The 12433-nt window shown below is 75.9% G+C and carries 8 protein-coding genes; 6 read left to right on the top strand and 2 right to left on the bottom strand.

Features of this window, described 5'->3' with window-relative positions:
- Positions 1–3: 3 nt before the first annotated feature.
- Entirely contained in the window at positions 4–1428 is a 1425-nt protein-coding gene (locus J2S66_RS07585) for an NDP-hexose 2,3-dehydratase family protein (protein WP_310305526.1), read from the bottom strand.
- A 113-nt stretch (positions 1429–1541) separates the two neighbouring features.
- Between J2S66_RS07585 and J2S66_RS07580 the strand changes: the two genes are divergently transcribed.
- The 5 genes from J2S66_RS07580 (at position 1542) to J2S66_RS07560 (ending at position 6198) form a co-directional block, all read left to right on the top strand.
- On the top strand, positions 1542–2759 hold the full coding sequence (locus tag J2S66_RS07580; protein ID WP_310305523.1) for a macrolide family glycosyltransferase: 1218 nt from the start codon (positions 1542–1544) through the stop codon (positions 2757–2759).
- Entirely contained in the window at positions 2759–3517 is a 759-nt protein-coding gene (locus J2S66_RS07575) for an NAD-dependent epimerase/dehydratase family protein (protein ID WP_310305518.1), read from the top strand. The genes J2S66_RS07580 and J2S66_RS07575 overlap by 1 nt, the downstream gene beginning before the upstream one ends.
- 195 nt (positions 3518–3712) lie before the next feature.
- On the top strand, positions 3713–4435 hold the full coding sequence (locus tag J2S66_RS07570; protein WP_310305515.1) for an SDR family NAD(P)-dependent oxidoreductase: 723 nt from the start codon (positions 3713–3715) through the stop codon (positions 4433–4435).
- A gap of 189 nt (positions 4436–4624) precedes the next feature.
- Positions 4625–4978, top strand: coding sequence for a YciI family protein (locus tag J2S66_RS07565; protein WP_310305512.1), 354 nt, complete (start codon positions 4625–4627; stop codon positions 4976–4978).
- Entirely contained in the window at positions 4975–6198 is a 1224-nt protein-coding gene (locus tag J2S66_RS07560; RefSeq protein ID WP_310305509.1) for an RNA polymerase sigma factor, read from the top strand. The genes J2S66_RS07565 and J2S66_RS07560 overlap by 4 nt, the downstream gene beginning before the upstream one ends.
- A 31-nt stretch (positions 6199–6229) precedes the next feature.
- On the opposite strand, the gene J2S66_RS07555 is transcribed toward J2S66_RS07560, so the two are convergent.
- A complete protein-coding gene (locus J2S66_RS07555) occupies positions 6230–9193 on the bottom strand; it encodes an AfsR/SARP family transcriptional regulator (protein ID WP_310305507.1) in 2964 nt (987 codons plus the stop codon).
- Between the two features lie 66 nt (positions 9194–9259).
- Here J2S66_RS07555 and J2S66_RS07550 point away from each other — a divergent pair, with 66 nt between their 5' ends.
- Positions 9260–12406, top strand: a complete 3147-nt coding sequence (locus tag J2S66_RS07550) for an ATP-binding protein (RefSeq protein ID WP_310305504.1) — start codon at positions 9260–9262, stop codon at positions 12404–12406.
- The last annotated feature ends 27 nt before the right edge of the window (positions 12407–12433 follow it).

The following is a 12433-nucleotide window of genomic DNA, read 5'->3' as shown; positions in this document are numbered from 1 at the left end:
CTTTCAGGCGGCCAGCAGGCACGCGAACAGCGTCCTGGCCTGCACGTTGACGTAGTGGCTGTGCTGGAGCAGGTCCGCGAGCTGGTGCACGGTCAGCCAGTGGAACCCGGGTGGCGCCTGCGCGGGCACCGAGTCGTCCTCCACGACCAGGTAGCGGGTGCGGGCGTGCAGGAACCGGCCGCCCTCCTCGGACAGCACGGTGTCGAAGCGGACCTTCGCCGGGTCCGGTGCGAGCACCAGGTCGAGGAAGCGCGGCTGGTGCTCGGCGGGCAGGTGGGCGTAGTTCTCCGGGGTGGCCTGCACGGTCGGCGCGAGTTCCACCGTGTCCAGGTAGCCGGGTTCGACGTGCGCGTTGACCAGCACGTGCAGCACGCCGTGGAACTCGCGCACGAGCAGCGCCGCGACGCCGGTGCCGACCGGTTCGAGCAGCGGCTGCCGCCAGGACGACACCTCGCGGCTGTTGGCCAGCACGTCGACCGCGACGACCTTGAAGTAGCGGCCCTCCACGTGCGCGATCTCGTAGTCGGTGCGCTTCCAGTCCCCCACCGTGCACAGCGGGATGCGGCGCGCGTGCAGCTCGTGCCGGGCGTGCATGCCGGTGATCCAGCTCAGCACCTCGGTGGTGGTGTGCAGGCCGCCCTCCTCGGCGGAGCGCGACCGGCGCAGCGCCTCGGCGAACGGGGTGGGGCCCTCGGCCTCCGCGCCGCCGTAGGGGATGCACGACAGGACGGTGCGCGTGTCCATGCCGACCAGGTCGTCCTCGTCCAGCAGGGCCAGCAGCTGGCCGAGGGTGAGCCAGCAGAAGTCCTCGCGGGCCTCCACGTCGTCGCCGACCTCCACGACCATGTTGCGGTTGCGCTTGCGGTAGAACCAGGCGCCCTGCTCGGACTGGAGCACGTCGGCGAGCACGCGGGACGGCTCGGCCTCGCGGAACAGCGACAGGTACGGCACCTCCGCGCCGCCGTGCACCCGCATGTAGTTGCTGCGGGTGGCCTGCACGGTCGGCGACAGCTGCACGCCGTTGACGTTGCCCGGCTCGTACTTGGCCTGCACCAGGCAGTGCAGCACGCCGTCGATCTCGCGCACGGCGATGCCGAGGATGCCGATCTCCGGCTGGTTGATGATCGGCTGCGCCCACTCGCGGACGGCACCCGAGTCGGTGGTGACGTGGATGCCCTCGATGGTGAAGAACCTGCCGCTGACGTGCCCGAGGTTGCCGGTCTCGTGGGCGAACCCCCACCGGTCCATGGCCGCCAGCGGCACGCGCCGCACCTCCTGGCGCTGCGCGCGCCTGCGGTCGGCGAGCCAGGCGCGGAACCCCGCGTCGTCGAGCACACCTCCGTCGCGCGCCCGCAGCGACCGCTCCACGCGCGACGACCTGCTCGGGTCGGCGCGGCGCAACTGACCGAGTTCGGCGACAGGCTGCACGGTTCCTCCTCGGTGGGCGTGCCCCCAGCGTTCCTGGTCGCGCACTAGGGAAATCCCGAGATCGCGGCTCCTACGCTGGGGTGCGTCGTCGAAGTCGTGGGAGGCGCCCGGCCGTGGCACACATCGCGTTCTTCTCCATCCCGGCGCACGGCCACATGAGGCCGCCGCTGGCCGTGGCCGCCGAACTGGTCCGCCGAGGGCACCGGGTGAGCTTCGCGACCACCGCCGGTTTCGCCGACGCGGTGACCGCCGCCGGCGCGGGGATCGTGCCCTACGAGACGCGGATGGACGAGTGGCTGGGACCGGGTCGGGCGGCCAACTCCGGCCAGGACGCCGACGCGCTCGCCTGGTCCACCGTGCTGTTCTTCGCCGAGAGCGCCCACCTCACCGCGCGCGCCGAGGAGGCGTTCGCGGGCGACCGGCCGGACCTCGTGGTGCACGACATGTCGCTGGCGCCCCTGGGGCGCGCCCTGGAGCACGCGTGGGGCTGCCCGGCCGTGCAGTCGACGCCGTCGATGGCCTCGAACCGCTACTACTCCCAGCTCGACGCGCTGCTCAAGGCGGGCGGTGTGCGGCGCGGCCACCCGGCGCTGGTGGAGCGCCGCGGGCTCGCCGCCGCGTTCATCGCCGAGCGGGGCCTGCCCGACACCCCGGAGGCCCTGGTCGGCTGGGCGGCGAAGCGCGCCCTGGTCTACGTGCCGAGGGTGTTCCAGATCGCCGCCGACACGTTCGACGAGCACACCGCGTTCGTGGGGACCTGCCTGGGCGACGACGACCTGGCGGGCCGCTGGGAGCCGCCGGACGAGCGGCCCGTGGTGCTGGTGTCCATGGGCACCACGGTCAACAGCGATCCGGGCTTCTTCCGCGGGTGCGCCGCCGCGTTCGCCGACTCGCCGTGGCACGTCGTGCTCGCGCTCGGCGGCGGCGTGGCTCCGGAGTCACTGGGCGAGTTGCCCGCCAACGTGGAGGCGCACGCGTGGGTGCCGCAGATGGCGGTGCTGGAGCGCGCGTCGGCGTTCGTCACCGCGGGCGGCCTCAACAGCCTGATGATGGCGCTGCTGGCCGGGGTGCCGGTGGTCGCCGTGCCGCACATGTCCGAGGCCCTGCTGCTGTCCCGCCGCGCGGCCGCGCTCGGCCTGGGCACCGTGCTCGCGGCGGGCGAGGCCACCGGCCCCCGCCTGCGCTCCGCCGTGACGGCCCTGCTGGCGGACGAGGCCGCCTCCGCCGCGGCGGGCGCCGTCCGCGACCTGGCGCGCGCGGCGGGCGGCACGCGGGCCGCGGCCGACGCCCTGGAAGCCCACCTGCCCACGACCGTCCGGAGTGGACTCTGATGGAGATCGTCGGCCGAGGTTTCGTGGCGCGCAACCTGTCCCGCGTGGCGCACCGCCACCCGCACGCGCTGGTGCTGGCCGCGGGCGTGTCGAGCACCAGCGTCCTGTCGCGGGAGATGTTCTCCCGGGAGGCCGACCTGGTCCTCGACGCCCTCGACCGCTGCCGCCGCGGGGATCGCACGCTGGTGTTCTTCTCCAGCGCCTCGCACGCCATGTACGGCAGCACGACCAGTCCCGCCCGGGAGGACGTGCCCACCTCGACGGACTCGGCCTACGGCGACCACAAGCGCCGGCTGGAGGCGCTGGTCCGGTCGTCCGGGGTGCCGTGGCTGATCCTGCGGATGAGCCACGCGATCGGCTGCTGGCAGCGCGAGCACCAGCTGCTGCCCAACTTCGTCAAGCAGATCGGTTCCGGCTCGGTGAAGCTCTACGAGGGCACCTACCGCGACCTCGTCGACGTGCTGGACGTCGTGCGCGCGGTGGACGCGCTGCTCGACCTGGGGGTGCGCGACGAGGTCGTCAACGTCGCCTCGGGCACGCCCTGGCCGGTGGCCGACCTGGCCCGCGCGATGGCCGACCGGATGGGCGCGTCCCCGGTCTACGAGGTCGTGCACGCGACGCCGGTGCGGACGCTCGTGTCGGTGGACAAGTTGTGCCGCCTGGTCCCGGACCTCGGCCGGGTGCGCGAACCGGGGTACGTGGAGGACATGCTGGACCGCTACATCGGCCACTACTGGCCCGCGCCCGCACCCGCCTGACCACCCCGGCGCGGTCGGCTCCATTTCACGCACCCAGGGGGCACCACGGGCGGCCACGAGGCGACGTCGGGACGCCCGCCCCCGCCGGGCCGGTGTCGACCGCGTCGTCCTCCTTCCGCCCGCGCGCCCACCGGACCCGACCACGCATGTGAACGGATCTCGACCCGCGACCGGGCCCGCTGGTACAACGTCGCCATGACGAGGACGGCAGTGGTGACCGGTGGCGGCACGGGCATCGGCAGGGCGATCGCCGAGCAGCTGGTGAAGCAGGGGTTGGACGTGGTGGTCACCGGGCGGCGGGCGGACCTGCTGGCCGCCGCCGCGCGGGAGGTGGGCGCGCGGGCCGTCGCGTTCGACGCCGCCGACCCGGCGCAGGTCGAGGCCGCACTGGCGGAACTGCCGGACCGCGTCGACGTGCTGGTGAACAACGCGGGCGGCAACGAGACCCGCCGCCGACCGGAGCCGACCGACCTGGCGCAGGTCCGGGACCTGTGGACGGCCAACTACGCGTCCAACGTGCTCACCGCCGTCCTGGTCACCACCGCCCTGGAGCCGAGGCTGGCCGACGACGCCCGGGTGATCACCGTCGGGTCCATCGCGGCGCGGCGCGGTTCGGGCAGCTACGGCGCGGCCAAGGCCGCGATCGAGGCGTGGACCGCCGACCTGGCCTTCCGCCTCGGCGGGCGCGGCATCACGGTCAACGTCGTCGCGCCCGGCGTCATCGAGGACACCGACTTCTTCGGCGGCGAGCCGCTCACCGGCGAGCGCCGCGCGAAGCTCGTCGGCAACCCGGCCAACGGCCGCGCCGGCAAGCCCGCCGACGTCGCCGCCGCCGTGACCTTCCTGGCCTCCCCCGAAGCCGGTCACATCACCGCCCAGGTGATCGGCGTCAACGGCGGCTCCGCCCTGGGCCGCTGACCAAACCCCCAACCTCCGCGAGTCGTGAACCCACGCCCCGCGAGTCGTACGTCCAGGCCTCGTGAGTTCCACGTTCGGGCCACTCGGGAAAATTCCCCCTGGCTCGGTGTAGAGGACGGCCGGCCCGCTCCGACCATTGGGCGACCGCGAGCCACCGGGGCGCGCGAACGGACGAACGGGACACCCGACGTGAAGTACTTGATGCTGGTCTACGGCAACCAGGAGAAGTGGGACTCCATCCCCGCGGACCAGTGGCCGGACGTGGTCGCCGACCAGGACGCGTTCAACAGGAGGTACCAGGGCACCGGTGAGCTGATCGGTGCCTACGGCCTCGCGGACGCGGTGATGGCGCGGCTCGTCAAGCGGGTCGACGGCGCGCCCGCGGTCACCGACGGGCCGTACCTGGAGACCAAGGAGTACATCGCCAGCTTCTACCTGCTCGACGTGGAGAGCGAGGAGCGGGCGCACGAGATCGCCGCCGACATGCCGTGGGCCGATCAGGACCCGGTCGAGGTGTGGCCGGTCCCCCACGAGGGGCAGTGACGGGGCACCGACGCGTCGAGGACCTGCTGCGCGAACTGGCGCCGCAGGTCCTCGGCGTGCTGGTGCGCCGGCACGGCCAGTTCGACGCGTGCGAGGACGCCGTGCAGGAGGCGCTGCTCGACGCCGCGGTGCGGTGGGCGGCCGACGGACTGCCGGGCAACCCGCGCGGTTGGCTGCTCACGGTGGCGTCGCGCCGCCTGGTCGACCACGTGCGCAGCGAGAACGCCCGCCGCCGGCGTGAACTGGTCGCGACGCCGCAGGCGGAGGTGCTCGCCGCACCGGCCGACGCCGAGCCGGACCGGGACGACTCGCTGGAGCTGCTGTTCCTGTGCTGCCACCCGGCGTTGTCCGGACCCAGCCGGATCGCGTTGACCCTGCGCGCCGTGGGTGGCCTGACCACGGCGCAGGTCGCCGCCGCGTTCCTCGTGCCCGAGGCCACGATGGCGCAGCGCATCAGCCGCGCCAAGCAGACGGTCCGCGACGCCGGGTTCGGCGGGCTCGCGGGCGAGGACCACGCCGAACGCCTGCGCGCCGTCCTGCACGTGCTCTACCTCGTGTTCACCGAGGGCCACACCACGACCGACCGCGGCGACCTGACCGCGCCGGACCTGTCCGACGAGGCGATCCGCCTGACCCGCACCCTGCACGCGCTCCTGCCCGACGACGGCGAGGTGGCGGGCCTGCTTGCCCTCATGCTCCTCACCGACGCACACCGCCCGGCCCGCACCGCCCCGGACGGCACGCCGGTCCCGCTGCCCGAGCAGGACCGCACCCGGTGGGACCGCGCCCTGGTCGAGGAGGGCGCCGAGCTGATCACCCGCACCCTGCCCCGCGGCCCGGTGGGCCCCTACCAGCTCCAGGCCGCCATCGCCGCCGTGCACACCGAGGCGCCGACCGCCGAGGCCACCGACTGGCCGCAGGTGCTGGCCCTGTACGACCTGCTGGAACGCGTGGCCCCGAGCCCGGTGACCGCGTTGAACCGGGCCGTGGCGGTCGCGATGGTGCAGGGTCCGGACGCCGGACTGGCGCTGGTCGCGGACCTGGAGGCCGACCGGCACCTGGCCCGCACCCACCGCCTGCACGCCGTCAAGGCACACCTGCTGGAGCTGGCCGGCCGGGCCGGGCCCGCCCGGGACGCCTACCGCGAGGCCGCCCGGCGTGCCACGAGCGTGCCCGAACGCCGCCACCTGACCACCCGCGCCCAACGCCTCGACGGGTGACACGGTCCGCCGGTCCCGCGCCGCCAAGCGATCAGCGCGTCCGTCCGGCGGCGTAGAAGTCGGGCACGCGCAGGCAGGCCGGGTCGAGGTCGTCCGGGACGGCCGGGGCCTCGGCAGCGTCCTTCCCCAGCGCTTCGGCCACGTGCGCGAGGCGGGCCAGGGTCCGGGCGGTCTCCAGGCGGTTGCCGGTGCTGCGGCGCAGGTCGAGCGCGTGGCGCAGGGCGGTGTCGGCCGCGCGCCAGTCGCCCTCCCGGACGGCCAGGTCGGCGCTGGCCCGCAGCACCTCCGCCAGGCCGTCGGCGCTGCCCAGGCGTTCGTGCACGACCCGCGCGCGGGCCAGGCGGCCCTCGGCGGCACGCGGCCGGCCGTCGCGCAGGTCGACGTCGGCGAGCGCCTGCTCGGCGTAGGCCGTGCCCAGGTCGTCGCCCATCTCCTCGCACGCGGCCAGGACCCCGTGCAGCAGGTCGGCGGCCTCGGCGAAGTCCCCGAGGTCGGTCAGCGCCAAGGCGAGGCGGTAGCGGCACAGCTCGGCGCGCGCCGTGACGCCCGCAGCCAGGGACAGGGCCTCGCGCAGCAGCGGCACGGCCGCTTCGGGCACGCCGGCCTCGTGGTGCAGCGACCCGAGCGCCATGAGGCAGTCGCGCAGCAGGTCGCGCGGCACGCCGGGGTGGCGGGCCCGTTCGACGGCGTCGGTCAGCCACCGCTCGCCGTCGCCGAACCGGCCCAGCCTGGCCTCGGCCGCACCGGCCTGGCGCAGGGCCCGCAGCAGCAGCACGTGGTCGTCGGTGTCCCGCGCGGCGGCCACCTGCTCGGCGGCGACGTCGCGCAGCTCGGTGAACCGGTCGCGCTGCACGCACACGTCGTACAGCGCGCCGAGCAGGCGGGCGAGCAGGTGGCGGGAACCGCGCTCCCGGACGTCGCGCACGCACAGCCGCAGCTCGCGCTCCCACTCGTCGTCGTAGGAGCGCAGCCACAGGAACCCCGACAGGCGCAGCGCCAACGCGCCCGCGAGGTCGGCCAGACCGGCGCGGCGGGCCTGGCCGATTGCGGCGACCAGGCTCCGGCGCTCCGCCTCGAACCAGTCGGCGGGCGCCTCCCGGGCCAGGGCCGCGGCGGCGGGTGGTGGCGCGGCGGCCGGGTCGGCGGTCCGGGCGATGCCGTGCGGGAGGCGGTCGTCGGCCTCGGCGGCGAGCGCCAGCCACCCGCCCAGCACACCGGCCACGGCGTCCCGCTCGCCCGGCCCTCCTTCCACGGGCTCCTGTTCGCGCGCCACGTCGGTGACCAGGTCGTGCAGCCGGTAGCGCACCTGCCCCACCCGGTCCGCCCCGAGGGGTTCGACCAGGTGCAGGTCCACCAGCCGGTCCAGGGGGCCGGGCCGCCACGCGGGGTCGCCCAGCAGCGCGCCGGCGACCCAGCCCGGCCAGTCGGGCACCTCCAGCCGCCCGAGCAGCCGGAACAGCCGCTGCTCGGGCGGGTCCAGGGCGTCCACGCTGAGCGTGATGCTCGCCCGCACGTCCAGGTCGCCCACGGACAGCTCGTCCAGCCTGCCGCGTTCCCGGGTGAGCAGGGCGAGGAACTCGGCGACGCGCCGGTGCGGCTGCACCGCCAGGCGACCGGCCGCGACGACGACCGCCAGCGGCAGGTTGGCGCACGCGGCGACGACGGCGCGTGCGGCGTCGGGCTCGGCGGCGAACCGCTCGCGGCCCAGCACGTGCGCGAACAACTCCACAGCGGCGTGGGCGTCCAGCACCGGCACCTCGATCCGCTCGACGCCCACCAGCGCACCGAGGCGACCGCGCGAGGTGACCAGGACGCGGCAGCCCGGGGTGCCCGGCAGCAGTGGCCTGACCTGGCGCTCCGAGTGCGCGTCGTCCAGCACGAGCAGCACGCGCCGGTCCGCGAGCAGGCTGCGGTACAGCCCCAGCCGCCGGCCGGGGTCCTGGGGCACGGCGCCGCCGTCCACGCCGAGCGCGCGCAGCACCCGGCCGACGACGAGGTGCGGGTCGGCGGGACGCGGCCCGCTGCCGCCGAGGTCGACGTGCAGCTGGCCGTCCGGGAAGGACGTGACCGCCTCGTGCGCGGCGGTCACCGCCAGCGCGGACTTGCCGACCCCGCCGCGCCCCACCAGCAGCACGACCGGTGACGCGCCGTCGGCCCGCAGCAGGCGGCCGATCCGGCGCAACGGCTCGTCGCGCCCGGTCAGGCGGCCGATGGGCAGCGGCAGCTCGCGGGGTGGCAGGTCGTTCCGCGACGCCCGCGCCGACTCCTCACCGCGCAGCACGTCCTGTTCGAGCGCGCGCAGCCCCGGTCCCGGCTCGATGCCCAGCTCGTCGGCGAACGTCCGCCGCACCCGGCGGCAGGCGGCCAGCGCGTCGGCCCGCCGCCCGGCCGCGACCAGCGCCCGGACGCGCGTCTCCCACAGACCTTCCCGGAACGGGTGCTCGGCCAGCTCCGGCGTCACGTCCCGCAGCACGGCGTCCGGCCGGCCCAGCGCCAGGTCGGCGCGCAGCTTCGCCTCGACGACCGCCAGGCGTTCCTCGTGCAGCGCGGCCCGCACCTCGACGGCCTGCTCGTCGGGGACGTCCGCGAGCGCCGGCCCCCGCCACAGCGCCAGGGCCGCGGCCAGCTCGGTCGCCGCCTCGTCGTGCCGCCCGGCCGCCGCCGCCCGCGTGCCCCGTGACGCGGCCCGCCGGAAGTCCGCGAGGTCCAGCCGGTGGCCGTCCAGGGAGAGCAGGTAGCCGCCGGGGTGCGACTCGACCGGGTCCGCGCCGGCGGTGCGCAGCGCGGCGCGGAGCTTGCTGACGACGTTGTGCAGCTGGGCTCGCGCGGTCGGCGGTGGCCGGTCCCACAGCGCCTCCACGAGCGCGTCGGCCCGCGTCGGCCGGTCGCCGTTGAGCAGGAGCGTGGCGAGCACGAACCGCGCCCGGGCCCCGCCGACCGGCAGCACCCGTCCGTCGTGCACCGCCCGCACCGCTCCGAGCAACCCGAACTCCACGCGTCCCCACGCCTCCCGCTCCGGTGACGTGCCAGCGTATTGGGTCGCCGGGTAGGCTCGCGCCCGGTGCTGCCAGGGGGTCACGTCGTGCGGTTCGCGATCCTGGGACCGTTGCGGGTCGAGCGCGACGGCGTCCCGGTGGAGGTCGGCGGGCGTCGGCAGCGGGACCTGCTGGCGCTGTTGTCGGTGCGCCCCAACCGCTTACTGTCCGTCGACTGGCTGGCCGACGCCCTGTGGGACGGCCGCCCGCCCGCGAGTGCCGCCGTGACGCTGCGGACCCACGTCGCCGGCCTGCGGCGCGCCCTGGAACCCGGCCGCGGTCACCGGGCTCCCGGCGAGCTGCTGCGCGGCGGGAACGGCGGGTACGAACTGGCCGTGCCGCCGGACGCGGTCGACGCCGTCCGCTTCACCACCCTCGCCGACGACGCCGCCGCGGCCCTGGCTTCCGGCGACGCCCCGCTGGCCGAGCACCGCTACCGCGAGGCGCTGGCGCTGTGGCGCGGTGACGTGGCGATCGCCGACCTGGAGGCCGTGCGCGCCGACGCGGCCCGGTTGACCGAGGCCCGATTGGCCGCCGCCGAGGGGTGGTTCACCGCGTCCGTGGACGTCGGGCGGCACCACGAGGTGCTGCCCGAGCTGCGGCGGTTCGTGACCGAGCACCCGGAGCGCGAGCGCGCGCGTGGCCGGCTCATGCTCGCCCTCTACCGCGCGGGGCAGCAGGCCGAGGCGCTGGCGGTCTACGACGAAGGCCGGCGCGTGCTGGCCGAGGAGTACGGGGTCTCGCCGACCGAGGCGTTGCGCGACCTGCACCGGCGCATCCTGGCCCACGACGTCCCGGGGGTCGGCGGGGCACGGGGAGCCGGAATTGTCGTACCCCCGGAGGAGGATGAAAGCAGGGGTCCCCTGGGCGAGGACCCCTGCGGAGCACGCCCTGTGGTGGCAGGACAGTCCGGACGTGAGGTCGGCGTCGGTCCGGTCGGCGGCATCGGTGTCGGTGTCGACCGGGGTGTCGGGGTCGACCGGATCGTGGGCCGCCAACGCGAACTCGCCCTGCTCGACGGGTTGCCGGCCGCCGCGAGGCGCGCCGGTGGGCGGTTCGCCGTCGTGGTCGGCGAGGCCGGGATCGGGAAGACCAGCTTGGCCCGGGTCGTCGGCGCACGTGCCGCGGCGAGCGGGACCCCGGTGGTGTGGGCGCGGTGCCCGGACATCGGGCAGACCCCGCCGTTCTGGTTGTGGACACAGGTGGTGCGCGCCCTGTCGCCGGGTGCGGTGGAGCCCTCGCTGGCCGGGTTCACCGGGCTGTTCGCCGGCCACACCGGCCACACCGAACGCAGTGGCCAGACCGACCGCACCGGGCACAGCAGCCACACCGGGCACTCCGAGCGCCTGGACCCGACCGCGCGCTTCCGCGCCTACGACGCCGTCGCCGCGCTCGTCCGCACCGCCGCCGAACCCGCCGGCCTGGTGCTGGTCCTGGACGACCTGCACGCCGCCGACCCCGACTCGCTGCTGCTGCTGCGCTACCTCGCGCCCACCCTGCACACCTCGCGGGCGCTCGTGGTCGTGACGCTGCGCCCGTACGAGCACGACCCGGACCTGGTCGCCGCGCTCGCCGACATCGCCCGCTCCCCCGGCCACCGCCGCCTGCACCCGGCCGGGCTCGACGCGGACGCCGTGGCCGACCTGGTGCGCGAGCACACCGGCACGACCCCGTCTGCCGACGTCGTGGACCGGCTCGTCACCCGCACCGGCGGCAACCCGTTCTTCCTCACCGAACTGCTGACCTCGCCGGACGATCCGCCGCCGGGCATCCGCGACACCGTCCGCCGCCGCCTGCACGCCCTCGACGAGGCCACGCGGGACTGCCTGGCCCTGCTCAGCGTCGCGGGCCGGGACCTGGACGTCGCCGTCGTGGGCACGCCCTCGCCCGCCGCCGACCACCTGGTCACCGAGACCGCGCCCCGCGTCGTCGGGTTCCGGCACCCGCTGTTCGCCGAGGCGACGTACGCGGACCTGTCCCCGACCCGGCGCGCGACCCTGCACGCCCGCCTGGCCGACACGGGCCGGGACGTGCTCGCCCCGGCCGAGCTGGCCCACCACTACGGGCGCGCGGGGAACCGCCGGGCCGACCACCTGCACTGGACGCTGGAAGCCGCCGAGGACGCCACCCGCCGCCTCGCCTTCGAGGACGCGCTGACCCACCTGGACCGGGCCGCGACCCTGCTCACCGACCCGGCCGACGAGCTGGCGGTGCACCTGCGCCGCGCGTCCCTGCTGCACATCACCGTCGGCATCGGCAGCGACGCCGTGGCGGACGCCGCCGCCGACGCCCACCGCCTGCTCAACCGGCTGAGCCCGTCCGGGACCCCCGCCGCGGACCTGGGCACCGCCCTGTGGACGTTGGGCGAACTGGCCTGCAACCGCGCCGACTTCCCGCTCGCCACCGACCTCGCCGAACGGCTGCTCGCAACCGGGAGCGGTGCCCTCACCACGACCGCCGCCCACTACCTGCTCGGGGTCGCCGCCTACTTCACCGGTCGCCTCGCGGAGGCCGACGACCACCTCACCACCGCCCTCGACCACCTCGACGAACGCCTCCTGCGCGGGCAGACCGGGCGCACGCCGACCCTGGCGGTCCACGAGTTCCGGGCCCTCGTGCGGTCGCTGCGCGGTCTGGACGCCCGGCCGGACCTGGCGGCCGCGCGGGCCTTGGCCGAACGCACCGAGGACCCGTACGGCCGTGCCAACGCGGAGCTGTTCGCCGGCTGGAACGCCCTCCAGGAGCACGACGCGACCGCGGCCGGGCGCGCGGCCCGGGCGTGCCGCCGCATCGGCGCCGAGGGCCACATGGCGCACTTCGTCACGACCGGCGACTTCTACGCCGAGTGGGCGGCCGTGCTGGAGGGCGACGCGTCCAGGCTGGCCGCCATGCGCGCCGCCGCCGATGGCATCTACCGGCTGGGCCTGCGCGCGACGCGCACGATCACGACCGCCGCCGTCGCCGTCGCCCACCTCGCGGCCGGTCGCCCGGAGGAGGCCGCCGCGCTCGCCGACGAGGGCCTGGCGTCGGCCGGCGCGGTCGGCGAGCGGGTGCTCGTCGCCGAACTGCACCGCATCCGCGGCCTGGCCAGGGGCGACGCGGACGAGCTGGCCACCGGTCGCGCGACCGCCGAGGCGCAGGGCGCCCACCTGCTGCTGGCCCGCTTCCGCTGAACCGTCCCCGCACGACCTCCACAGGCG

It is taken from the genome of Saccharothrix longispora, from assembly GCF_031455225.1.
Lineage (GTDB): Bacteria > Actinomycetota > Actinomycetes > Mycobacteriales > Pseudonocardiaceae > Actinosynnema > Actinosynnema longispora.
This window is presented reverse-complemented; position numbering and strand designations above follow the sequence as displayed.

What these genes read in the sequence shown, in the direction of transcription:
- J2S66_RS07570 (WP_310305515.1), top strand. Translation starts at nt 3,713, where the DNA reads ATGACGAGGACGGCAGTGGTGACCGGTGGCGGCACGGGCATCGGCAGG.
- J2S66_RS07575 (WP_310305518.1), top strand. Translation starts at nt 2,759, where the DNA reads ATGGAGATCGTCGGCCGAGGTTTCGTGGCGCGCAACCTGTCCCGCGTG.